Here is a 22036-nt window from a genome sequence, read left to right on the forward strand (position 1 = left end):
CGGTTGGTGCCAGCGAAAGCGGCCGGCGCCAGCAAAGTCGTTTGGTGCCAGCGAAAGCGGCCGGCGCCAGCAAAGGTGGTTGGTGTCGGCGAAAGCGGTCGATGCTGGCGGAGGCAGCGGGACGGTTGGCGCCGAGACTGGGTCAGCGGGAGACGTGGACGTTGACTATCGCGGTGGTGCCGTTGCGCACGGACTTGAGTGCGCGGTCGAGGGCCGGGGCCAGCTCGGCGGTGGTGGTTACGGTCTCGCCGTGCATGCCGAAGGGCTCAGCGAAGGACGACAGGGACGGCTGGGTGGACAGGTCGTTGCCGAGGAACTCGCCGGTCTGCACGGCTGCGCCCTGCGGGTAGAAGCGCAGGTGATTCATCTTCATCGAGCGGTACTCGTGGTTGTTGAAGATCACGATGAGCAGCGGCAACCCGTTGTCCTTGGCGGCGGCCAGGGACGGGATTACCGGGTTGTAGAGGAACGCGCCGTCGCCGATGGTCAGCACGACCGGCCGGTCGGCGACGGCGAGCTTGACGCCGAGCGCCACCGCGATGCCCTGCCCGAGCCCGCCCTGCACGTAGAAGTAGGAGTCCGGCTGGGACAGCTGCAGGTGCCGCTGCACCACCCGGCTGTGCGTGATGGTTTCGTCGACGTAGACCGCGTCGTCGGCAAGCTCGCGCAGCGCGGCCACGACGTGCACCGGATCAATCCCGGCGCCTCCGGCCGTCCTGGTCCCGGCGGCCCCGGCTTGGGTCGCCGCAGCCCCAGCGACCCCGGCTTGGGCCGCCTCCACCCCAACGGCTCCGGTTTGGGCAGCCCCGGCCCCAACGACTCCGGTTTGGGCAGCCCCGACCCCAACGACCCCGGCTTGGGCAGCCCCGGCCCCGCCAGCCCCGGCCCCGCCAGCCTCGGCCCCGCCAGCCTCGGCCCCGCCAGCCCCGGCATCGGCAGCCCCGGTCCCAGCGGCTCCGGTCCTTGCGGCCTTTTCCTCGGCGGCGCGGACTGCCGCTACCTCGATCGCGTGGTGGTCGGTCACCCCGGGGCGGCCGGGTGCCTCGCCGGCCTGCGCTGCCAGCTCGCGCAACGTTGCGGCTACGCCGCCCTCCAGGTAGGCGTCGGCTCGCAGGACCTGGTAGACGATGTGCGGGCGCTGCGGCACGTCGTCGATCACCACGATCTTCGCGTGGGCCGGCTTACGTGACGGCGGGTAGAACGGGGCCCGGCAATTGACCAGGAGGATCAGGTCGGCCGCGTCGACCCACGGTTCCAGGTCACCGCCGGCGTGCAGCGCGTGGTCGCGGGGGAAGTTCGCGCACACCGCCGAGTTGGGCTCGACTACCGGGATCTCGAACGCGGTGGCGAAGTCCACAAGCGCGTCCATGCCGTCCGCCTCCCGGCCGACCGTCTCGGTGACGATCACCGGGTTGGCCGCCGCGCGGATGAGTTCTAGAACGGCGGCGATGTCCGATGCAGAACTCACGGTCGAGCCCTTGGTAACCACCGGCTGGACCGTTTCAGAACTCCACGGCTCCAGGAGCACCTCGAGCGGGATGTTCAGGTAGACCGGGCCGGCCGGCGCTCTAGAAGACAGCTCCATGGCTCGGGTCACCATGGTGGGCAACGTGTGCACACTCGCCGCCTGGGTGGCCCATTTCGTGAACGGCGCGGCCATCGTGTGCGGGCCGCCGACCACCGACAGGTTGCGGTACCACTGGCCACCCGGATCCGGTCCCGGCCCGTCACCATAGGTCGTCGACTCGGAGGAGGCCACCACCATCGGCACCCCGGCCAGCAGCGCGCCGTGGATGGCCACCGAGCCCTGGAGCAGGCCGGGGCCGGCGTGCAGCAGCACCCCCTGGCCGCGCCGGGTGACCAGGCCGTAGCCGGTGGCCATGCCCACGGCCACGGTCTCGTGCGTCAGGTCGAGGTAGGAGGGGCAGGGCAGGCCGTCCCGGTGCCGGCGGGCTATCGACTCCCACACCGGCGCCCACTCCGAGCCGGGCGAGGAGAAGATGTAGTCGACCCCGGCCGCGGCCAGGGCGTCGACGACGGCGTCGCCGCCGTCCGTACCGACAGTCACTTCGCCGGCTCAGCAGGCGAGGGCGACGGCGACGGCGACGGCGAGGGCGAGGGCGAGGTGATCGGCCAGTCCAGGCACTCGCAGATGCCCCGGCCCATGATCCACTCCAGCTCTTCGGGGGTGAAGTCGAAGTGCTTGGTGAACTGCTCGATGGTCTCGACGTAACTGAGCCCGTGGCCGAGCAGCCGGGTGATGTCGGTGCCCCAGAAACAGCGTTCCGGCCCCATCTTGTCGACCATTTCCCGTACGTACTTCTCGATGTTGAGGTTGGGGAAGGGTTGGGTCGAATAGCCGGGCAACGCCGAGACCTTGACGTAGATGTTGGGGTGTTCGTAGAGGTCAGCGGTCTCCTGCACCCAGTAACCGATGGCGTCGTCGACGCAGCGAGCCATGATGCCCATGTGGTCGATAATGATCTTCAGGCCGGGGTGGCGTCCGGCGATCTGGCCGAGTTCGGCCTTCCACACCGGCGCGTGCACCATGGTGGGGATGTTCAGTTCCTCGGCGATCGGCCAATACCAGTCGTTGGTGCCGTCGATCATCCAGTTCCGGTCCTGCGGGCGGTGGAAGGTCAGCCGAGTGCCCTTGATGTGCGGATTCTGCGCGAAGTCGCGCAACATCGCCGTACCCTCCTCGGGTTTGTTCTGCGGAATGCGCGCCATGATTCCGAAGCGTTCCGGGTACGCCTCGCAGGCCTCCAGGGCGTAATCAATCCGGTTGCCCTCCCACGACGGCGGAAGAATGAGCGCCCGGTTGACGCCGGCCTCGTCCATCAGCTGAAGGCATTCCTCATAGCTGAACGGGTCCTCGCGGTGACCGTTGAGACGGATCCGCTCGCGGGCCCCGGGGACCCACGGGCGGTCCGGGGTCTCCTCCTTCCAGATGTGCACCTGGGAGTCGACGACGAACATGGGCTCTTCCTTCCTCTGCCGGCCGGTCCCGGCCGGTTGGATTTCGACGCTAAATGGAGGAACACCGGCCAAGAAGCCTCTGGCGTGCAAGCGGTTGTTGCACGAATGTGGGGGTCAGCGCCCGTCGAGCACATTCACCACGTGCTCGGCAATGGCCATGCTGGAAGTCGCGGCCGGCGAGGGCGCATTGCGGACGGCCGTAACGGCGCCGAGCCGGTGAATGCGGAAGTCGTCGACCAGGCTGCCGTCCCGGTCCAGGGCCTGGGCCCGCACGCCGGCACCGGCGCGGACGACGTCACCGACGCCGATCTCCGGGACGTAGCGGCGGGCCGCTTTCATGTAGGCCCGTTTGGAGAACGAGCCGTACATTTCCCGAATACCGGTGCGCCAATGCCGGCCGGCCATCTTCCAGGTGCCCGGCCAGCCGGCGATACCGCCGAGGTCGCGCAGCGAGAAATCGCCGAGCCGATAGCCCTCGCGCGCGGTGGCCAGGACCGCGTTGGGTCCGACCTCGACGGAACCGTCGACCCGCCGGGTGAAATGGACCCCCAAAAACGGATAACGAGGATCCGGTACGGGATAAATGAGCCCGCGAATCATGTGCGTCTTCGCCGGGATGACCCGCATGTACTCACCGCGGAACGGAATGATCCGCGGTTCGGCGGCATCCCCGGCGAGCCGGGCCACCAGATCGCTCTGAATGCCGGCGCAGACGATCAGCTCGTCGACGGTGACCTCACCGGCCGCCGACGAGACGGTCAGGCCTCCGCCGCTCTCGCGCACCTCACGGACCGCGAAATTGAACCGGATCTCTCCCCCGGCCGCCTCGATGTCATCGGCGAAACTTCGGCTTATCCGCACGTAATCCGTGATCGCGGTCTTCGGCGAATAGAGCGCGGCCAGCCCGGTGGCGTGCGGCTCCAGGTCGCGAATTTCCTCGGCTCCGACCCGTCGCAGTCCCGGCACCAGGTTGATCCCGGCCCGGGCGGCGAGCGCGTCCAGCCGGGTCACGTCGTCCGGGGTGACCGCTACGACCAGTTTCCCGCACTCGTCGTACGGCAGCTTCCGATCGTTGCAGTACTCCCGCAGCATCGCACCGCCACGCGTACACAACAGTGCTTTGAGGCTTCCGGGCTGGTAGTAGATCCCGGCGTGCACAACTCCAGAATTGTGGCCGGTCTGATGTGCCGCGACGTGGTCTTCCTTCTCCATCACCACGACCCGAGTTCCAGAACGCCGCCGGGTGAGTTCTCGTCCGATCGCCAGCCCGACGATGCCGGCGCCGACGATCCCGATGGTGCGATCGGCCACCGGGCTCATCGCCCGAAGTGGATGGCGACGGACTTGACCCGGGTGTAGAAGTGCAGTGCCTCGGTGCCCTGCTCCTTGAACGCCGACCCGGAGTCCTTGAAGCCGCCGAACGGATGGTGCACGTCCCAGCCCGAGGTGGTGGTGTTGACCGCGATCTGCCCGCAGTCGACCTCGTCGGCGAACCGGTAAGCGGCCTCCAGGCTGTCGCTGAACAGCGCCGCGGCCAGCCCGTAGGCGGAGTCGTTGACCAGCTCGATCGCCTCGTCCAGCCCGTCGAACGCGCGAACCACCACGACCGGCCCGAACACCTCGTCGCGCCAGATGTCCATCTCGCCGGTGACGTCGGTCAGGATCGTCGGGTTCACGTAGCAGCCGTGCGCGAGGTCGCCGGCCGGGGCGTCGCCGCCCAGCTCGACCCGGGCGCCCTGCTTGATCGCGGCACCGATGTGCCGCAGCACCCCGTCCTGCTGGTTGCGGCTGACCAGCGGCCCGACGTTGGTGGCGGCGTCCGGTCCCGGACCGAGCCGCAGCGCGGCAACGCGTGACCGCAGCTCGGCCAGGAAAGGATCGTGCACGGCCCGGTCGACCAGCACCCGGCTGGTGGCCGTGCAGCGCTGCCCGGCCTGTGCGAACGCCGCGGCGACCACGGCGCTGGCGGCGGCCGCGAGGTCGGCCCCGGCGAGCACCACGGAAGCGTTCTTTCCCCCGAGCTCGGCCTGGAAACGCACGTTGCGCGGCGCGACCCGGGCCCGCAGCCGCTCCCCCACCTCGTTGCTGCCGGTGAAGGTGAGCGCGGCGATCCTCGGATCGTCGAGCAGCGCGTCGGAGATCTCCGAGGTGCGGCCGGTGACGACGTTGAGCACGCCGGCCGGCAGGCCCGCGTCGTGCAAGGCGCGAGCGAGATAGAGCGCCGAGGTCGGTGTCTCGGACGCCGGTTTGAGAACCACCGCGTTGCCGGCCGAGAGCGCCGGCGCCAGCTTCCGGGCCGGGGTGATCAGCGGGTCGTTCCAGGGTGTGATGGCCAGAACCACGCCGATCGGTTCCCGCTGGAACGAGGTGCGGGTGTCCGGGCGTACGTCGTGGACGAGTGACCCGTACGCCTCCCGGGCGTGCCCCGCGTAGTACTCGAAGAAGTCGGCGGCCTTCTCGACCTCGACCCGCGCTTCGGCGAGGGTCTTGCCGTTCTCGGTGACCACGCCGAGCGCGATCTCGGCCGACCGCACCCGCAGCAGCTCGGCCGCCTTGGCCAGGATCTTGGCCCGGGCCAGGGCCGGAGTGCGCCGCCAGGCCGAAAACCCGGCCGCGGCCGCGGCATAAAGCCCATTTACCTGTACGGCGGTGAGCGCCGGAACCCGGACCACCGGCTGCCGCACGTCCACCGGGTCGAACACGTCCACCCACGTCTCGGACCCAGTCCACTCGCCGCCGGCCAGTGTCTCCATGGTTCGCACGAACATCACCACTCCTCGGATCGCACCCTGGCCAGATATTAGAAAGAAGAATGGTGGTCAACAACGCGCTCAGCGGCATGCATTGCTTGCACCGCGCGCACTGAAGACGACCGGCGAAATCTGATGGAATGCGGGCGAAAACCGATCGAGGACGCCTGGAGGATCTCGTGCCGTACGCGGTGATCGCACACTACCGATGCCTGGACGAGGAGGCCGCCCTGATCCGGGAAGCCCTGCTCAGCATGCGTGAGCACACCCGGCGCGAACCGGGCAACCTGGCCTACGAGGTGCACGCCGAGGAAAGCGCCGACCCACCCGCGTTCATTCTCTACGAGCAGTACACCGACCGAGCCGCATTCGACGCCCACGCCGCCTCAGACCACTTCGAAAAACACATTCTCGGCACAGTCCGCCCACGCCTGATCGACCGCACGGTGTACTTCGCCGAGACACTCTGACCGCCCGCCGCCCGCCACGGGGCGCGGGGACCGTCGGGCGATGTGGGGCCGCGGGGCGGGCCCCGCGGCCGGTAGGTTCGCGGCTATGGCTGAGATCGCCGGGCTGGAAGCCGAGGGATACGTCGTTCTGCCGGGGGTGCTCTCCGCGGAGCAGTTGGCCGCGGCCGGGCGGCACGCGGATGACCTGCTCGGCGGGGTCGGCTGGAGTGACAACGACTTCGACGGGCGGCGGACCCGGCGGGTCTATTCGCTGCTGAGCCGGGCCGGCGCCTTCGAACCGTTGCTGACTCACCCCGAGGTGCATCGCCTGGTCACCGCGCGCCTGGGCCAGGCATACCAGTTCGGCATGCTGTTTCTCTCCGCTGTCGATCCGGGGCAGGGTTCGCAGGCGCCGCACTTCGACGCGGGGGTCTACCCGCTTCCCCGCGAGATCGAGGCCGAGACCAACGTCATCTGGGCGCTCGACGACTTCACCGTCGACAACGGCGCCACCCTGATCGCTCCCGGCAGCCACCGCTGGCCGGCCGAACGCCGGCCGCGACCGGACGAGCTGGTCCCGGCCGTGATGCCGGCCGGGAGTGCGCTCGTCTACAGCGGCCGCCTGTGGCACGCGGCCGGTCACAACCGGGCCGAGACCACCCGGCGCGCCCTGATCTGCGAGCACGTCCTGCCCTGGCTGCGCCCGGCCGACAACCACATCCTGGCCACCGGGTTCGACCAGCTCCGCAGCCTCAGCCCGGAACTTCGGCGCCTCGCCGGGGTAGCGCCCGCGAGCGACTACCTCGGCTTCGTCGGCGGTCAGGATCCCGAGCAGTGGCTGCTCTCGCACTAGGGCTTATCTGGTGGATCACGTGGGAGCGAGGCGAGGTCCAGGTCGTGGCTGGCGTCGGCCGCAGGGCGGTCTCATACCGGTGTTGTATGAGGCCGTTCTGCGGACGTCGTCAGGCGCGGGCTGGGCCACGCCGCAGCCCCGCGTGATCCACCAGATAAGCCCTATAGTTCGTTGCCCCAGCACATGCGGGCTACGGTCTCGACGTGGATCAGCTTGCGTTTCTGATCCTCTACGCCGATCGACGGGCCGCCGGCCACCGGTTCGAACCCGGCCGCCGGGCTGACCGCCACGTCGTCCAGGTCGCGGATCTCGAAGGCGGCGTCCATCCGGTCCATGATGGCGTCGATGTCCTCGAGTTCTACAACTCTCGGGTCGACGATGCCTAGACAGACGTCCTTGGTGGCAGGAACGGCCCGCAAGAGTTCTAGTTCCTCGGCCGCACCGTTGTAGAACGGTAGGAGCCACCGATCTACCGGCAGGTCGGCAAACAACCGTGCCGCGACGGCCGCGTCGACCGTCCGGGGCGCCGAGGTGGCCGGGCACAGCCCGATCCGCACGTCGTCGGCTTTCGCCAAGGGCAACGCCAGCGAGTCGATCGCGATCGCGTCATCCAGCGACAGGCCCGGCAGCGGTTCGCCGCCCAGCGCCGCCGCATAGAGGTGGTTGTCGAGCTGGATATAGCGCACGCCGCGCGCCAGGATCGCCTCGATCTCGTCCCGGATCAGCACCGCGAGAGCCTCGCCCAACTCGCGGGCGCTGCCGAACGGCGACCCGGCCGACGGGTCAAAGGTCAGCGCGGCGAGGAAGGCCGGCGAAGGAAGAGTGGCCTTGGCCGGAATCACGGTCAACCCCGCCACCGCGGCAACGTCATCAGCCACCAGCGACGCATGTGGCTTCAACTCATCAACCGCAACCCACGCGCCATGTTCGGCCGGGCGGAAGCCGGTCACCGCGTTGAACACCGCTGAGCGGAGGTCGGCTCGGCGGAACTCGCCGTCGGTTACCGCGCTCAGGCTCAGCTTGCGCTGCGTACGTACGGCTTCGGCTATGGCCTGGTCCTCTACGGCCCGCAGGTCTTCCGCGGAGATTTCGCCGGTGGCGCGGCGGCGCCGGGCCTCCAGCAGCTCGGCCGGGCGCACCAGGCTGCCGTGGTGGTCAATCCGGAATTTGTAAGTGTCAGCCATCTTTGCGGGCACCTCCCCATGCCGCGAACTGCAACTCATAACCCAGCGTGCCCAGCACCTCGTCGCAGACCTGCTGGTCCTCGTCGCCGGTGCCGCCGGAGATGCCGAGGCCGCCGAGGATTTCGCCGTCGCGCTTGATGGTTACGCCGCCCTCGGTCGCCACGATCGGCTGGGCGCCCATGGTGGACAGCGAGGCGAAGAAGCCGGGGTTGCTCTCGGCCCAGGCCTTGAGCATCTTGGTCGGGCGTTCCATCACGGCGCTGCTGTAGGCCTTGGCGATGGCGATGTTGGGGGTCAGCGGTCGCGCGCCGTCGGAGCGCTTCACCACCAGCAGGAAACCGCCGGCGTCGACGACCGCGATACTCAGGGCCTTGCCGAGGGCGGCGCCCGCCTTCTGGCAGGCGGCGACGATCTCGTCAGCCTCGGCCGATGCGAGCTTCATGCGAGTGCCTCTCGGATGCGGGTGACCGCCGCGTTGAACAACGCGGGTGCCTCCCAGTACATGGAGTGCGGGGCGTCGGGGATCAGCTCCAACCGGGAGCCTTTGACCAGCTCGTGCGCCCGGCGGACGGTGGCGGCGCTGAGCACCGCGTCGTTCTCGCCGGCCAAGAAGGTGATGTCGAGGCCGGAACCGATCACCTCGGCGATGGTTGGGCCGCCGGTGGACAGGTTGCGCAGGTCGGCCATCTTGGCGACGTTGAACGTGCCCATCTGCTGGAACAGGAAGGTCTTGGCCGGTTCGCTCGCCTGGAACTGCGCGGAGAGCAGCCGGTCGAGCACCGGCAGCTTCACGGCTTCGGACCGGTCGGCGGCGACCAGTTCGGCCAGCGCAGGGTCGGCGATGCCGCCGAGCGAATGCGCCAGCGCGACCCCGGCCACCCGGGCGGGGCGGGACAGGCCGGCGCGCAGTGCGGCGACCGCGCCGATCGACTGGCCGACCAGCAACACCTCGGTCAGGTCTTCCTGGTCGAGGACCGCGAGGATGTCGCCGGGGAAGTCCTGGCCGTCGAACTCCGGCATGGACGAGTCGGAATTACCGAAGCCGCGCAGGTCGACGGTGACGACCGTGAAGCGGCCGCCCAGCGCAGCTACCTGTTGCCACCAGGCGGCGTGGTGGCCGCCGGAGCCGTGCACGAACAGAATGGCCGGACCGGAGCCGTGCCGTTCGTAGTAGATGGAGACCCCATCCGATTTGGCGATGCCCATTTCGCCTCCTTAAGCCGGACGGTTGCCGTGGTAAACGAGCTCGATCATGGTGTGGTCGGGGTCGTGGATGTAGCAGAACTTCGACTTGTTCTCCGGCCGCTCGACCGGGCGGGTGTGCCGGATGCCGAGCTCTTTCAGGTGTTCGAGGAAGCCGTCCCAGTCGTCGACCTCGATGGCGAAGTGGTAGGGCGCCATCCGGTCCATCTCTTCGACGGGAGTGAAATGCAGGTCGAAGTTGCCGCGGGTCATCAGCACGACCCGGGTGTTGCTCTTCGGCGTGATCGCCTTGAGCCCGAACACCTTCGAATACCACTCCTTGGTGCGTTCGGGATCGGTGGTCGGGAAGTTGACGTGGTGGATGTACCGGGGTTTGTTGCTCACGATTCCTCCTGCACGGGGTTGCTCAGCACGCCGATGCCGCTGATCTCGATGTCCACGACGTTTCCCGGTTCCAGTTGGACGGTCGCGTCGGCACCCATCCACAGCACGTCGCCGGGGTGCATGGTGATGTATTTCGTCGTCTCGACGATGAAATCGAACGGGTCGAAAATCATCGCCCCGGTCGCGAACTCGGCGCGCACCTCGCCGTCGACCCGGCAGGTCGTGGTCTGCGCGAGCGGATCGACGTCGGTTTCGATCCACGGGCCCATCGGCTTGAACGTGTCGCTGTTCTTGCTCCGCCAGAAGGTGCGGTCGCTGTTCTGCCATTCCCGGGCGGAAACATCATTGCCGATGGTCCAGCCGAAGACGCTCGCTTGCGCTTCACCCCGAGAGGCATTCCGGATCGTACGGCCAATGACTGCCACAACCTCAGGTTCGGCCTCGAAGCGCCCGTGGACTCCAGCGGGGCGGACGATCGGCGAAAGGTGACCGGTCAGCGCGTTGTTGGCCCGGTAACCGACCTCGGGCCGCTCGGGAGAGGTGGCGGCCGGATAGCCTCGCGCGAGAGCGTGCTCGACGTGACTGCGGTAATTGAGCCCGACCGCGTAGAACACCGGCGGAATGACCGGCGGCAGCAATTTAGCGGCTGCCAGGGGAACGACCAGCCCGTCCGGCCGGCCACCCTCCAACGGCGAACGGTCGAGCAGCCGGATAACGTCGTCGTCGATCAGGCCGAAGCCCTCAGCGATGCGGCAATACCTCACGTCAGTCCACCAACAGGTGCGATACGCGCTTGGTGACCAGGTAGCCCTCGAGACCCTCGGGACCGCCTTCCTTGCCGTACCCGGATTGTTTGACGCCGCCGGACGGCGCCTCGTGGACCGACCCACCGCAGTGGTTTATCGAGAGAATGCCCGCCTCGAAGCGGCGAATGAGCTTCTCGGCCGTGGCCGAGGAGCGAGTGAAGCCGTAGGCGGCGAGCCCGTAGGGCAGCGAATTCGCGATGTCGATCGCGTCGTCCAGATCGCGGAACGACACGATCGGGGCGATCGGCCCGAACGGCTCCTCGGTCATCACCCGGGCGTCGGCGGGGACGTCGGTGAGCACGGTCGGCGCGAAGAAGAACCCGGCCCGGTCGATCCGCTCGCCGCCGCGGACCAGGTTGGCACCCCGGCTGACCGCGTCGGTGACCAGCTCTTCCATGGCCTTGAGCCGGCGCGGATTGGCGAGCGGGCCCATGGTGACGCCGTCGTCGAGGCCGTCGCCGACCCGCACCCGATCGGCGGCAGCCACGAACTCGGTGACGAACTCGTCGTAGACGTCCTCGTGCACCAGGAACCGGCTGGGCGACGTGCAGACCTGACCGGCGTTGACGAACTTGGCGAACGCGGCCTTGCGCGCGGCCACCACCGGGTCCGCGTCGGCGCAGACAATGACCGGCGCGTGCCCGCCCAACTCCATCAGGCACGGCTTCATCTCACTGCCGGCGTGCGCGGCCAGCAGCTTGCCCACCGGGATGGACCCGGTAAAGGCGACCAGGCGGATCTCCGGCTGGGCGATCAGGTGCCGGGAGACCTCGGCCGGATCCCCGAAGACCAGGTTCAGTACGCCGGCCGGCACGCCCGCCTCGGTGAAGCAGCGGACCAGCTCGCAGGCGGTGCCGGGGGTTTCCTCGGAGGCCTTGATGACGATCGAGCAGCCGGCCGACAGCGCCGCCGCGATCTTGCGCATCGGTGAGCCGGCCGGGAAGTTCCACGGGGTGAACGCGGCGACCGGCCCGACCGGCTCGTGCCGCACCGACAGCACGGTGTCGTCGGCGGTCGGGATGATCCGGCCGTAGGCGCGGCGGGCGTCGTCGGCGTCCCAGCGCAGCGCGTTCGCGACCCGGGCCACCTCGCCACGGGCCTCCTTGAACGGCTTGCCCTGTTCGAGGGTCATCACCCGGCCCACCCGGTCGGCGCGGCTGGTCAGGATGTCGGCGGCCTGGTGCAGGATCGCGACCCGCTCGGCGATCGGAATGGCCCGCCACACGGCGAAGCCTCGCACCGCGGCGGCGACCGCGCGGTCCAGGTCGGCGGGGGTGGCGAGCGGCAGGTGCCCGAGGATCTCCTCGGTGGCCGGGTTGAGCACCGGGACGGTCTGCCCGCTCGAACCCGCCGTCCACTCACCGTCGATAAAGAGACCAAAGTCGGTCATGACTGCTCCCGGGAGGTCCGCAGGGTCCAGATGTGGTGTGGCGGCGCCGTTTCGTGGACGCGGGTGCCGTAGGTGTCGTCGACCCGGTCCATGTCGGCGGCCAGTTCGACCCGGCCGCCGCAGGGGGCGTGCACGAACCGGAAGACGTTCGAGCCGACCGTGTGCCGCCCGAGCCGCCGGGCCTCCTGCCAGCCCTTCTCGATCATGTGGTTGCCGCCCTCGATCACGTCGTCGAAGCCGGGGGCCTCGAACGAGACGTGGTTGACGCCGGCCTTGTCGGGCCGGTGGCAGAGCAGGAAGTTGTGCTGGTCGGCGTCGCCGGGCACCCGCATGAACACGCCCATCGGCTTGACCACGTCGGTCGGGATGAAGCCGAGCCGGTCGACATAGAACGCGACCGCCTCCTCCCGCCCGTCCTTGGGGATGTTCAGCGCGACGTGGCACATCCGCAGCGGCCGGACCGCGCCGACCGTGGACAGCGCCTGGTTGACCCGGTTGACGAAACCGGTCACGTTGGCGGCGCGCGGGCCTACCGGCTCAAATTTCGAGGCACCGGCCACGGTGAGGCCGACGCCGAACCCGGTCTCGTCAACCGTGTGGAAGACGCCGCCGGCGTCCCGGGTGACCTCCCGGTCGGTGCCGACCGCCGCCACGAACGCGGCCAGGTCGTCCTCGTCCTCGGCGCCCCACACCACCTCGCGCAGCGTGTTGCCGCTCTCCACCGGGGGCGGCAGGCCGTCGTCGTCGCCCGCGCGCAGGTGCAGCGTCTGGCCGATCCGGGTCTCGAAGGTCGCGTGCTTCTCCTCTTTACCAAGAAGATCAAGACCGAAATCGGTGAAGAAGCGTACGCACGTCTCGAGGTCGTCCACCGTGTAGACGACGGACTCGATCCGCTGGATTCCCATTTCGCCTCCGCCCTTTAAAATGGCTGCCCCGATCCTATGGGCGGCGAGCAGCCCATTGGCATGCCGATGACGCAAGCCTTGGTTGCTCTACTCGAATGCTGGAATCGGATTCGCCGAGAACCATTCGGTGAGAAATGCGAGGAACACCTCGACCTTGCGCGGCGCCTGCTGGGCCGGCCCGTAAATGGCGTACAGCGAACGGCTCGGCACCGGCAGCTCGGGCAGCAGCACCTTGAGCGTGCCGTTCATCAGGTCGTCGTAGGCGGGCCGGCTCGGCAGCAGCGCGATGCCCCGCCCGTGCACGCAGGCCTTCTGCAGGGCGATGTACGAATTCGAACTGAACGCCACGTTCCGGATCTTGTGCAGGGTGCTCTCGTGGCCGTGCCCGATCCGCCAGACCGGGTCGTTCGAGTGCACCAGGCAGTCGTGGTTGTTCAGGTCGTTCGGGTTGGTCAACTCCCCGTGCTCTTTCACATAGGCCTCCGACGCCACCAGCACGAACGGTAGCGACGCGATCTTCTTCAGCCGGACGCTGGAGTCGCGCAGGTCGCGGGTGTGGAACGCGATGTCGAAGCCGGAGTCGAGGAAGTCGTAGGTGCGGTCGGACATGCCGCCCAGCTCGAACCGCACCGCGATCTTGGGGTGCGCCACCGAGAACGCGGCGATCGCGTCGCCGAGGTCGAGGCTGCCGATCCACTTCGGGCAGATGATCGACAGCGGGCCCTCGGGCCGGTCGTGCAGCTGGGCGATCTTCTCGTCCTCGTCGTCGATCTCGTCGAGGATCCGGTTGGCGAACTCGCTGTACCGCAAACCCGGTTCGGTCAGGCTGACCGAGCGGGCGGTGCGGTTGACCAGCCGTACGCCCAATTGTTTTTCCAGATCGGCGACGTGCCGGGAGATCAGCGAACCGGAGGTGCCCAGCTGTTTCGCGGCGCCGGAGAAGCTGCCGACCTTGGCGACGGTCACGAAGCTGCGCATGACGAGGATGCGGTCCATGGGCCCTCCCGCCCTCGGGCCACGCGGCGGCTGATTCCGCCGCGTGACCGGGGATGTTACGTCGGTAACCTAATTGTCAACAATCCAGCTGACAAGGGTTTACGCCAGGCAATACTTCGGCGCCTCGCTGAGGTTGTCCTTGGTGATCAGGCTGATCTTGATGTTCGCGATCTTGTCGGCCTGACCCTCGTTGAGCAGGGTAAGTGTGTTCTTGACGGCCAGCTGGCCGATGTCGGTGGCCGAGTTGGCGACCGTCGCGGAGAACTTGCCATCCTTCACCGCGGCCAGGCCCGCATCGGTGCCGTTCGCCGTAACGATCTTGACATCTTTGCCGGCCGCTTGGAATGCCTGGTAGGCGCCGAAGGCCATGTCCTCGTTCGCCACGAACGCGTACTTGAGGTCGGGGTGGGCCTGGATCATGTTCTCGGCGACGTCCTGCGCCTTGGCCCGGTTGAACATGCCCGGCTGGTTGGCGACCACCTTGACGTTGGCCGGCAGGGCGCCGGTGAACCCGGCCGACATCAGGTCGCTGGCGGCGCCGGGGGCACCGGCGATCACGCCCGCCTCGACCTCGGCCGAGCCGGCGTCCTTGGCGATCCAGCCCGCGTCGAGCGCGCCGAGGGCCTTCAGGTCGACCACCACGGCGCCGAGGATGTCGGTGGTGTCGGAGGTGATCACCGAGGTCATGAAGATCGGGATGTTGGCGCTCTTGGCCTTGGCGATGTCGTTCTTGAGCGCGTCGACGTTCACCGTCTGCACGATCAGCGCGCTGACGTTCCGCGAGATCATGTCCTCGATGTTGGAGAGCTCGGCGGCCGGGTCCTGCTTCGAGTTGGCCGTGATGACCTTGGCTCCCTCGGTGCTCGCCTCACTTTCGATCGCCTTCTGCAGGCAGGTGTGGAATTCGGTGGTGGCGCCGTTCACGAATCCGAGGGTGACGCTTTTCTTTTCCGTGCTGCTGCCGGCGGCGGAATCGTCGCTGCACGCACTGAGCGAGGCAATTCCAAGGGTGGCCGCGAACAGGGCCGGAAGAAGTTTATTAGACATGGCTCCATTGCCTTCCATAAAAAGAGAATTGGGGGATTCAGTGCCGGCGTCGTTGCAGGAGATTCGCGATGGCCGCGATCAGCAGCACGGCGCCGACCGAGATCTGCTGGTAGTAGCTGTTGATCTGGAGCAGGTTGAGCACGTTGGCGACCACCCCGAGCAGCAGCACCCCGAGCACGGTGCCGAGCACCGTGCCCTTGCCGCCGGCCAGCGAGGTGCCGCCGATGACCACCGCCGCGACCGCGGTGAGCTGGAGCTGCAGCCCGCCGGTGCCCGGGCTGCTGGCGCCGAGCCGGGCCAGCAGCATGATCCCGGCCAGCCCGGACAGCGCCCCGGCCAGGCCGTAGAGCAGCAGCTTGTCCCGGGACACGTTGATTCCGGACAGCCGGGCCACGTCCTCGTTGCCGCCGATCGCGAACGCGTCCCGGCCGAACGTGGTGTACCGCATCACGAAGGCGATGACGGCGAGCACCACGATCGCGACGATCAGCAGGTGGGGCAGGCCGAACGTCTTGCCGATGCCGAGCGGGGAGAGCTGGTCGTCGATCGAGACACTGAGTCCGTTGATGACCAGCAGCGCCACCCCGTCGAGCAGGGTCGCGGTAGCCAGCGTCGCCACGAACGGCGCCACCCCGGTGAACGTAACCACCACCCCGTTGACCAGTCCGATCACGGTGGCCAGCAGGATCGCCGCGACAATGGTCAGCCAGATCGACTGACCGTGCGCGAACATCTGCGCCGCCACCGCGGTGGTGACCGCGACGTTGCCGCCCATCGAGAAGTCCATGCCGCCGGCCGTCATCAGCAGGGTCAGCCCGGCCGCGATCACCGCGACCACGCTGACCTGGCGCAGCACGTTGAGCAGGTTGTTGGTGCTCAGGAACGAGTCGGTGCGCAGGCCGGCGAACACGACGATGGCGACCAGCACGAGCAGCAGGCCACCGTGGGCGAAGCCGCGGGGAAGCACGCGGCGGCGGGTCGCCACCGGCGCCGTCAGGGTCGTTGTCACGAGATCGCTCCTCCCAGGGCGACGGCGACGAGCTCGTCGCGGGTGATGCGGTCGATGTCGTACTCGGCGATGGCCCGGCCGTCGCGGACCACGACGACCCGGTCGGCCAGCCGCATCACCTCGTCGGCGTCGCTGGAGGCGAGCAGGACGGCCACGCCGTTGGTGGCGAGCGCGTCGACCAGGGTGTGAATGTCGGCCATGGCGGCGATGTCGACGCCGTTGGTCGGGTCCTCCAGCAGGCAGGCGACCGGTTCGGTGCCGAGCCACTTGGCCAGCAGGACCTTCTGCTGGTTGCCACCGGAGAGCAGGCCGACCGGCGGGTTCGGGCTGAGGGTGACGACCCGGTAGTCGTCGCGCAGCGGGGCGGCCCGCCGGGCCAGCCGGTCCCGGCGGTGCAGGCGGCGGCGATCGAGGCGGTCCCGGGCGAGCATCAGGTTCTCGTCGACGGTCAGCTCGGGGATCAGGCCGAGACGCCGGCGGTCACCGGTGACGCACCTCAGTCCACTATCGAGTGAGCGGGCGACCTTTCCGAACGGGATTCTCTTGCCGGCCACTTCGAGGTGCCCGCGCTCAGGCCTGCGCCGCCCGGAAAGCAGGTCGAACAGACGGGACTGGGCGTCGCCGGCCGGGCCGAGGACCGCCACCACCTCGCCTTTGCGGACTTCCACGGTGAGGTTCTCGATGAATCGGCCGTCGGCAAGGCTTTCGATCTTGAGTCCCGTGACCGATTTATCGGATTTGCGCGATGGCCGCGTGGACACCACATCCCGGCCCACCATGCTGCGGACCAGGTCGGTCTCGTCGGTCTCCTTGGCCAGGCCGGACCAGACCACCCGGCCGTCCCGCAGCACGGTGATCCGGTCGGCCAGGGCGAGCACCTCGGAGATGTGGTGCGAGATGAACACGACCGCCACCCCCGACTCGCACAGCCGTCGCACCAGGGCGTGGATCTGGGCGGCCGCCTCGGCGCCGAGACAGGCGGTGGGCTCGTCGAGGATCAGCACCCGGCCGCCGCGCCGCACCTCACGGGCCACCTCGACCATGGTCTGCTCGGCCACGGTCAGGTCGCCGGCGAGCGCGTTCACGTCGACGTCGATGCCGAGGTCCCGCAACGCCTGCCGGGCCAACTTCCCGATCAAATTCCAACGGACCAATGAGGTACGGGTGGGCAGGTCGCCGAGCATGATGTTCTCGGCGACGGTCAGCGTCATGACCAGTTCCCGGCGCTGCGGGACGGTGGCGATGCCGAGCTTGCGAGCCTTGCGCGCGGTCATCGGCCCGGCCGCGGTCCCGCCGATCTCCAGTACGCCGTCGTCCGCGTTCTGCGCGCCGGAGAGAATGCGGACCAGCGTCGATTTGCCGGCGCCGTTCATCCCCATCAGCGCGTGCACCTCGCCCGGAATCAGGTCGAGGGAGACGTCGCGCAGGGCCACCGCCCCGCCGAAGCTCTTCGAGATCCCCCGGGCCCGGACTACCTCAGTCCCGGGTGCCGTCATCGTCCACTCGCCGGTAGCCGCGGATATCGGGGAACGGCGGCTTCTTGTCCGCCTGCAGGTCCACCTGGAACGCGTTGAGCAGCATGCCGAGCATGGTGAAATTGCCGAGCGCGCCGACCGTGTCGACAAGTCCTTCGGCCCCGAAATACTCACGGGCCCGCTCGAAGGTGTCGTCCGCGACGAAATGGTCGGCCAGCAATTCCTGGCAGAACTGATAGAACGCGTCGTCCTGCGGGTTGTCGAACACCGGCGTCCGGTGCTCGGCGATCGCCTCGATCGCCGCGACCGGGATGCCCTCCTCGATCGCCTTGGCGACGTGCGCGTTCCACGAGTACTGCGCGTCGCGGTGCCGGGCCGCGATCAGCAACGCCAGCTCCCGCAACCGCAGCGGCAGGCTCGATTCGAACCGGCAGAACGCGCCGAGCGCCTCGACCTTCTCGCACAATTCGGGGCTCTGGATCCAGACCTGGAAAGGCCCGCGAACGGCTCCCCGCCGCCCGGCGATTCGGGCGCTGATCTCCTGCTGCCGTTCGGTCATCGCGTCCGGCTTGATGACGGGAAGTCTCATCGACGACTAACCCCTTGCCTTGTGATCCCGCGCACTCGGGTTGACTGTTCGCAGGACCGTAACAACGGGGTGGTAGGCCACCACAGGTCGTTGAGCGCAACGTAAGGCTGCACTTCTCGTATCGCTGATCACCCTGCCCGCGGGCATAGCCTCGAAGCCATGACGGTGATCATCAAGGCAGCAGACGTACGGGTTCTCGACCGCGGCGGTTCGGTCGCCACCACGCCCCTGGTCACCACCACGTCGACGGCCGGCGAGAACCGGATCACCAGCGGGATCAGCGTCTACCCGGTCGGCACCGGCGCCCCGATGCACTCGCACAACTGCGACGAGCACGTGACGATCCTGGACGGTTACGCCGAGGTTCTGGTCGAGGGCGTGGTGACCCGGCTCGAACGCTTCGACACCACGTACATCCCGTCGCCGATCCCCCACCTGTTCCGCAACGCCGGCGGCGTACCCCTGCGGATTTTGTGGGTTTATACGTCCGGAACCGTGACGCGGACCTTCACCGACACCGGTGTCACCGTGGAGCACCTGTCCGCGGCTGACCAGATGGTGCGCGACTGAGGGCCTCGTGCAGTTTGTGCAGCAGGTCGGTGGACGCGAACGGCTTCTCCAGGAACGGGATGTCCGAGTCCAGCACGCCACTGCTGCCCAGCAGCCCGTTGCTGTAGCCCGACATGTAGACCACCGGCAGGCCCGGCTGCCGCTCGTGCACCAGCTCGGCCAGCCGCGGCCCGGACATCTCCGGCATGATCACGTCGGTGAGCAGGGCGTCGCAGCCCTTGTCCAGGTAGAGCTGAAGCCCCTCGGCGCCGGTCGACGCGGCCAGCACCCGATAGCCGTTTCCGGTCAGGATGCGATGCACGACCCGGGCCAGCGGCGCCTCGTCCTCGACCACCAGGACCCGTTGCCCGTTGCCCTTGGGCGGCACCATCAGCCGGGTGCCGGTGCTCGCCGGCCCGGCCGATTCGGTGGCCAGCGGCAGGTAGATCCGGAAGGTGGTGCCCACGCCCAGCTCGGAGAACACGTTGATGCTGCCGCCCGCCTCGGCCACGATGCCGTACACGGTGGCCAGCCCCAGCCCCGTACCCTTGCCTCGGGGTTTGGTGGTGTAAAAAGGCTCGAAGATGTGCGTCGCGACCTCGGCCGACATGCCCTCGCCGGTGTCACTGACCTGAATCCGGGCGTACGGCCCGGCGGCCACCGACGGCTGCATGTTGATCTCCTGGCCGTCCAGCTCGGCCTCGTCCGCCTCGATCACCAGGGTGCCGCCGTCCGGCATCGCGTCCCGCGCGTTCAGCGCCAGGTTGAGCAGCACCTGCTGCAGCTGACCCGGGTCGCCGTGCACGATCAGCGCCTGCTTCGGCTGCCGCGCGAACAGCGCGATGTCCTCCCCGATCGTGCGGTCCAGCATCGCCCGGACCTCGGCGATCGCGTCCCGCAGATCGATGTCCTGCGGCTGGATGGTGTCCCCGCGGGTGAAGGTGAGCAACTGCCGGGTGAGGTTCATGGCCCGGTCGGCGGCGGTCCGCACATGCTCCAGATCGGCGCGCACGGCCGGATCCGCCGAGGCTTCGGCCGCGAACTCGGTGTAGTTCACGATGATGGCGAGGATGTTGTTGAAGTCGTGCGCGACACCGCCGGCCAGCTTGCCCAGGCTCTCCATCCGCTGCTGCTGGTGGGTGCGCTCCTCCAGGGCACGCGCGCGGTCCGCGGCCTCCTTGGCGGCGCCGATGTCCCGGGCCACCACCGACGTACCGGTGACCTCGCCGCTCGTCTCGCGCACCGCGGCCAGGCTGATCGAGAGCTCGATCGGCGAGCCGTCCTTGCGGATCCGGCGGGCCTCGTAGCTGATGTTCCGCTCCCCCTCGCGGACCCGGGCCTGCACGTCCTGCTGCTGCTCCTGACCGGGCTCGTCAGTGAGCACCCCGACCGAGCGGCCGATCATCTCGTCGGCGGTCCAGCCGAACATCTGCTCGGCGCCGGCGTTCCAGGCGGTCACGATGCCGTACAGGTCGATGCCGATCAGCGCGGCGTCGGTGTGCTCGACCACCGCGGTCAGGGTGACCAGGTGACTTTCGGCCACGTCGCGGGCGGCGCGCTCCCGGGCGGCGGACTCGTCCAGGCGGCGCTGCTCCCAGGGGGAGACGTACATGGCGCCCTTGCCGAGCAGGACGCCGTAGCCTCGGCGCAGGGTCCAGTAGTAGACGCCTACGGCCGCGGTCAGCAGGTCCCAGATGGCGGTGGGCCAGGACTCGTTCATCATGTGGCCGAGGTGGGTGCCGCCGGTGCCGCCGGTGGCTGCGGTGATGCTGCGGTAGGCGAGGAACGCGTGCAGGCCGTGGCCTACGGCGCAGCTGAAGAAGATCAGCGCGGTGGCTACGGCCAGCTTGTTGGTGCGCAGCTGGCCGGCGTTCCTCACCGGCACCACGATGGCCACGGTGATCGCCGCGTAGGCCACCATGATCACTAGGTTGCCGATCAAGAAAAGCTGTTCCGGCACGATCGTCCTATCGGTCGCGCCTTGGAATCGCTGAGCGCTGGTCGGCTCGCTTGCGCTAGGACGATTTTGGCCGGGGTGACCCAAGACGAGCGGTGAATCATCTAGTGCTTGTCTTGGGTCACCCCGGCCAAAATCTTGCATGGTCGTCCGTTGCGGGCAGGACTTTGGTTTCTCGCTGCTGGCTGCCTGATCGGGGTGGGCGGTCCCCTCCGGGTTTGTGGTCTGGCTGCCGCGCTGCGGTTGGGGTGGGCGCGTCAGTTGGGCAGGCCGGGCTGGGTGGTGGGTCCTGGGAACATTCCGCGCCGGTTGCGCTGGTGGGACATCAGTCGGTTGGGCCTGGGACTCCCGGTTTACGGCCTACGAGTCCCGTGCGGGGGTAGAGCACCGGGTTCACGCGGCTGATGGTGACTGTCGATCATCGCTGGGCGTTCGCCGGGGATTCTTGGTGCTCACGAGGTCGGTATGTTGGCGGCCGTGAGTCGGCGGGCGGTGCGCAACGACGGGCCTGTGCCGGTTTATGTCCAGATCGCCGATTACGTCGGTGCGGACATCGCTGGGTCAGCACGCAGCCGCCGGGTATCTCGGTTACGCCTACGAGCAGCAGGTCGTTCATCTCTGAGAGCCAGTTCCAGTCGTCCTCGACGCCCGGCTCGGGCTCCTCATCGACCTCGACGTCGTAGTGGGCCAGCAGCTCGTCCTCGGTCATCGGGGTGCCGTTGAGTCGGCGGATCGCCTCGGGTGCGTCGATTCCGGCTACGGCTAGCAGGCCGATCCCTTCGAAGTGGTCGACCTGCAGGCGTTCGGCCAGCTCGGCGGCCAGTGCTACGGCCTCCCGCTCGGCTGGGGTCAGCTTCACGCCGGTGGGTGCGGGGCCGAACAGGTCGGGCTCGGGGCCGGCTAGGTTCAGGCGGCCGGGTGACCAGCCGGCCGTCATCGGCTGCCACGGGTTCGCGCCTGCGGTCGCCAGGGCTCGCGCGTTGTCGTGGCGGCGGGAGTGGACCGCTGACCACAGTGCGGAGCGGCCGTCGGACCGGGCATCGACATCCTGCTGCTCGTCGGTCAGCTCGGGTGGTCGCACGAGCGGTGGCGGGCGTGGGCGGTGGACTGCTTGATCCGTACCCTCATCGTTTGAATTTGATGTCAGGAAGGACGGCCGCGTTGGATGCGGTTGATTTCCTGTTCGATGCGGTCCTCGTCGAGGCTTGACGACGAATAGATCGCCCAGATGTGGAACACCAGGCCGATGCCCCAGCCGAGGATCGACCAGAGCGGCCAGAAGAACTGGTCGGGGGTGTACGCCCACCACACGATTACCTGGATCAGATTGGCCAGCAGGTAGATCAATACGTGGGCCTGGACCCCTCGTTTGCGGTTCAGCTGTTGGATGGCTCTCGCCCGTACCGGATCCTGGCTGCTTGCATTCATGATTTTGTCCGTATCTCTGGATTTCTTTGCCGCCGAAACTAGAGCGCCGCACTGGACAGGCCGTGAACGGGCGAATTCAGTCG

The 22036-nt window shown here is 68.3% G+C and carries 22 protein-coding genes; 3 read left to right on the plus strand and 19 right to left on the minus strand.

Going from position 1 to position 22036, the window contains the following annotated elements:
• Positions 1–142 precede the first annotated feature (142 nt).
• The 4 genes from Ate02nite_RS48775 to Ate02nite_RS15380 form a co-directional block, all read right to left on the minus strand.
• Positions 143–2068, minus strand: coding sequence for a thiamine pyrophosphate-dependent enzyme (locus tag Ate02nite_RS48775; RefSeq protein WP_239147429.1), 1926 nt, complete (start codon positions 2066–2068; stop codon positions 143–145).
• Positions 2065–2979, minus strand: a complete 915-nt coding sequence (locus Ate02nite_RS15370; protein WP_203805903.1) for an amidohydrolase family protein — start codon at positions 2977–2979, stop codon at positions 2065–2067. Before Ate02nite_RS15370 ends, Ate02nite_RS48775 begins: the two co-directional genes overlap by 4 nt.
• 114 nt (positions 2980–3093) lie before the next feature.
• The gene (gene lhgD / locus Ate02nite_RS15375; protein ID WP_203805905.1) at positions 3094–4299 is read right to left on the minus strand and encodes an L-2-hydroxyglutarate dehydrogenase; all 1206 of its coding nucleotides are present in this window, start codon (positions 4297–4299) and stop codon (positions 3094–3096) included.
• Positions 4296–5747, minus strand: a complete 1452-nt coding sequence (locus Ate02nite_RS15380) for an aldehyde dehydrogenase family protein (protein WP_239147430.1) — start codon at positions 5745–5747, stop codon at positions 4296–4298. Before Ate02nite_RS15380 ends, lhgD begins: the two co-directional genes overlap by 4 nt.
• A 122-nt stretch (positions 5748–5869) precedes the next feature.
• Between Ate02nite_RS15380 and Ate02nite_RS15385 the strand changes: the two genes are divergently transcribed.
• Together Ate02nite_RS15385 and Ate02nite_RS15390 are read left to right on the plus strand one after the other, a co-directional pair.
• Positions 5870–6199 (plus strand): putative quinol monooxygenase, encoded by a 330-nt coding sequence (locus Ate02nite_RS15385; RefSeq protein WP_239147431.1) that lies wholly within the window; start codon positions 5870–5872, stop codon positions 6197–6199.
• Positions 6200–6284: 85 nt separating this feature from the next.
• Positions 6285–7031 (plus strand): phytanoyl-CoA dioxygenase family protein, encoded by a 747-nt coding sequence (locus Ate02nite_RS15390; protein ID WP_203805907.1) that lies wholly within the window; start codon positions 6285–6287, stop codon positions 7029–7031.
• Positions 7032–7192: 161 nt separating this feature from the next.
• Here Ate02nite_RS15390 and Ate02nite_RS15395 read toward each other — a convergent pair whose 3' ends face one another.
• The 12 genes from Ate02nite_RS15395 to Ate02nite_RS15450 form a co-directional block, all read right to left on the minus strand.
• Entirely contained in the window at positions 7193–8215 is a 1023-nt protein-coding gene (locus tag Ate02nite_RS15395) for a hypothetical protein (protein ID WP_203805909.1), read from the minus strand.
• The gene (locus Ate02nite_RS15400) at positions 8208–8657 is read right to left on the minus strand and encodes a GlcG/HbpS family heme-binding protein (RefSeq protein ID WP_203805911.1); all 450 of its coding nucleotides are present in this window, start codon (positions 8655–8657) and stop codon (positions 8208–8210) included. The genes Ate02nite_RS15395 and Ate02nite_RS15400 overlap by 8 nt, the downstream gene beginning before the upstream one ends.
• The gene (locus Ate02nite_RS15405) at positions 8654–9421 is read right to left on the minus strand and encodes an alpha/beta fold hydrolase (RefSeq protein WP_203805913.1); all 768 of its coding nucleotides are present in this window, start codon (positions 9419–9421) and stop codon (positions 8654–8656) included. The genes Ate02nite_RS15400 and Ate02nite_RS15405 overlap by 4 nt, the downstream gene beginning before the upstream one ends.
• Before the next feature lie 9 nt (positions 9422–9430).
• Entirely contained in the window at positions 9431–9802 is a 372-nt protein-coding gene (locus Ate02nite_RS15410) for a VOC family protein (RefSeq protein WP_239147432.1), read from the minus strand.
• A complete protein-coding gene (locus Ate02nite_RS15415; protein ID WP_203805915.1) occupies positions 9799–10566 on the minus strand; it encodes a fumarylacetoacetate hydrolase family protein in 768 nt (255 codons plus the stop codon). Before Ate02nite_RS15415 ends, Ate02nite_RS15410 begins: the two co-directional genes overlap by 4 nt.
• A 1-nt stretch (position 10567) precedes the next feature.
• Positions 10568–11998, minus strand: a complete 1431-nt coding sequence (locus Ate02nite_RS15420) for an NAD-dependent succinate-semialdehyde dehydrogenase (RefSeq protein WP_203805917.1) — start codon at positions 11996–11998, stop codon at positions 10568–10570.
• Positions 11995–12903: a VOC family protein gene (locus Ate02nite_RS15425; RefSeq protein ID WP_203805919.1), complete on the minus strand. Its 909-nt coding sequence runs from the start codon at positions 12901–12903 to the stop codon at positions 11995–11997. The genes Ate02nite_RS15420 and Ate02nite_RS15425 overlap by 4 nt, the downstream gene beginning before the upstream one ends.
• A gap of 87 nt (positions 12904–12990) precedes the next feature.
• Positions 12991–13899, minus strand: a complete 909-nt coding sequence (locus tag Ate02nite_RS15430) for a LysR family transcriptional regulator (RefSeq protein ID WP_203805921.1) — start codon at positions 13897–13899, stop codon at positions 12991–12993.
• A gap of 99 nt (positions 13900–13998) precedes the next feature.
• Positions 13999–14946, minus strand: coding sequence for a sugar ABC transporter substrate-binding protein (locus tag Ate02nite_RS15435; RefSeq protein ID WP_203805923.1), 948 nt, complete (start codon positions 14944–14946; stop codon positions 13999–14001).
• Positions 14947–14983: 37 nt separating this feature from the next.
• Positions 14984–15955, minus strand: coding sequence for an ABC transporter permease (locus Ate02nite_RS15440; RefSeq protein WP_203805925.1), 972 nt, complete (start codon positions 15953–15955; stop codon positions 14984–14986).
• Complete coding sequence (locus tag Ate02nite_RS15445; protein ID WP_203805927.1) at positions 15952–17451, minus strand: sugar ABC transporter ATP-binding protein; 1500 nt, start codon at positions 17449–17451, stop codon at positions 15952–15954. The genes Ate02nite_RS15440 and Ate02nite_RS15445 overlap by 4 nt, the downstream gene beginning before the upstream one ends.
• Positions 17432–18019: a carboxymuconolactone decarboxylase family protein gene (locus Ate02nite_RS15450; RefSeq protein WP_203805929.1), complete on the minus strand. Its 588-nt coding sequence runs from the start codon at positions 18017–18019 to the stop codon at positions 17432–17434. Before Ate02nite_RS15450 ends, Ate02nite_RS15445 begins: the two co-directional genes overlap by 20 nt.
• Before the next feature lie 159 nt (positions 18020–18178).
• Here Ate02nite_RS15450 and Ate02nite_RS15455 point away from each other — a divergent pair, with 159 nt between their 5' ends.
• Positions 18179–18589: a cupin domain-containing protein gene (locus Ate02nite_RS15455; RefSeq protein ID WP_203805931.1), complete on the plus strand. Its 411-nt coding sequence runs from the start codon at positions 18179–18181 to the stop codon at positions 18587–18589.
• Here the strand turns inward: Ate02nite_RS15455 and Ate02nite_RS15460 are convergent.
• The 3 genes from Ate02nite_RS15460 to Ate02nite_RS15470 form a co-directional block, all read right to left on the minus strand.
• Positions 18543–20489: a PAS domain S-box protein gene (locus Ate02nite_RS15460; protein WP_203805933.1), complete on the minus strand. Its 1947-nt coding sequence runs from the start codon at positions 20487–20489 to the stop codon at positions 18543–18545. The genes Ate02nite_RS15455 and Ate02nite_RS15460 overlap by 47 nt on opposite strands.
• Positions 20490–20943: 454 nt before the next feature.
• Positions 20944–21606 (minus strand): hypothetical protein, encoded by a 663-nt coding sequence (locus Ate02nite_RS15465; protein ID WP_203805935.1) that lies wholly within the window; start codon positions 21604–21606, stop codon positions 20944–20946.
• A 62-nt stretch (positions 21607–21668) separates the two neighbouring features.
• Positions 21669–21953: a 2TM domain-containing protein gene (locus Ate02nite_RS15470; protein ID WP_203805937.1), complete on the minus strand. Its 285-nt coding sequence runs from the start codon at positions 21951–21953 to the stop codon at positions 21669–21671.
• Between the last annotated feature and the right edge of the window lie 83 nt (positions 21954–22036).

Source organism: Paractinoplanes tereljensis (assembly GCF_016862435.1).
In the GTDB taxonomy this organism is placed as follows: Bacteria; Actinomycetota; Actinomycetes; order Mycobacteriales; family Micromonosporaceae; genus Actinoplanes; species Actinoplanes tereljensis.

Bases quoted from the DNA above. Each gene is read 5' to 3' on its own strand.
- Ate02nite_RS15370 (WP_203805903.1), bottom strand. From the start codon at position 2,979: ATGTTCGTCGTCGACTCCCAGGTGCACATCTGGAAGGAGGAGACCCCG.
- lhgD (WP_203805905.1), bottom strand. From the start codon at position 4,299: ATGAGCCCGGTGGCCGATCGCACCATCGGGATCGTCGGCGCCGGCATC.
- Ate02nite_RS15380 (WP_239147430.1), bottom strand. From the start codon at position 5,747: ATGTTCGTGCGAACCATGGAGACACTGGCCGGCGGCGAGTGGACTGGG.
- Ate02nite_RS15385 (WP_239147431.1), top strand. From the start codon at position 5,870: ATGCGGGCGAAAACCGATCGAGGACGCCTGGAGGATCTCGTGCCGTAC.
- Ate02nite_RS15390 (WP_203805907.1), top strand. From the start codon at position 6,285: ATGGCTGAGATCGCCGGGCTGGAAGCCGAGGGATACGTCGTTCTGCCG.
- Ate02nite_RS15395 (WP_203805909.1), bottom strand. From the start codon at position 8,215: ATGGCTGACACTTACAAATTCCGGATTGACCACCACGGCAGCCTGGTG.
- Ate02nite_RS15400 (WP_203805911.1), bottom strand. From the start codon at position 8,657: ATGAAGCTCGCATCGGCCGAGGCTGACGAGATCGTCGCCGCCTGCCAG.
- Ate02nite_RS15405 (WP_203805913.1), bottom strand. From the start codon at position 9,421: ATGGGCATCGCCAAATCGGATGGGGTCTCCATCTACTACGAACGGCAC.
- Ate02nite_RS15420 (WP_203805917.1), bottom strand. From the start codon at position 11,998: ATGACCGACTTTGGTCTCTTTATCGACGGTGAGTGGACGGCGGGTTCG.
- Ate02nite_RS15425 (WP_203805919.1), bottom strand. From the start codon at position 12,903: ATGGGAATCCAGCGGATCGAGTCCGTCGTCTACACGGTGGACGACCTC.
- Ate02nite_RS15430 (WP_203805921.1), bottom strand. From the start codon at position 13,899: ATGGACCGCATCCTCGTCATGCGCAGCTTCGTGACCGTCGCCAAGGTC.
- Ate02nite_RS15435 (WP_203805923.1), bottom strand. From the start codon at position 14,946: ATGTCTAATAAACTTCTTCCGGCCCTGTTCGCGGCCACCCTTGGAATT.
- Ate02nite_RS15445 (WP_203805927.1), bottom strand. From the start codon at position 17,451: ATGACGGCACCCGGGACTGAGGTAGTCCGGGCCCGGGGGATCTCGAAG.
- Ate02nite_RS15450 (WP_203805929.1), bottom strand. From the start codon at position 18,019: ATGAGACTTCCCGTCATCAAGCCGGACGCGATGACCGAACGGCAGCAG.
- Ate02nite_RS15455 (WP_203805931.1), top strand. From the start codon at position 18,179: ATGACGGTGATCATCAAGGCAGCAGACGTACGGGTTCTCGACCGCGGC.
- Ate02nite_RS15460 (WP_203805933.1), bottom strand. From the start codon at position 20,489: ATGGTGGCCTACGCGGCGATCACCGTGGCCATCGTGGTGCCGGTGAGG.
- Ate02nite_RS15470 (WP_203805937.1), bottom strand. From the start codon at position 21,953: ATGAATGCAAGCAGCCAGGATCCGGTACGGGCGAGAGCCATCCAACAG.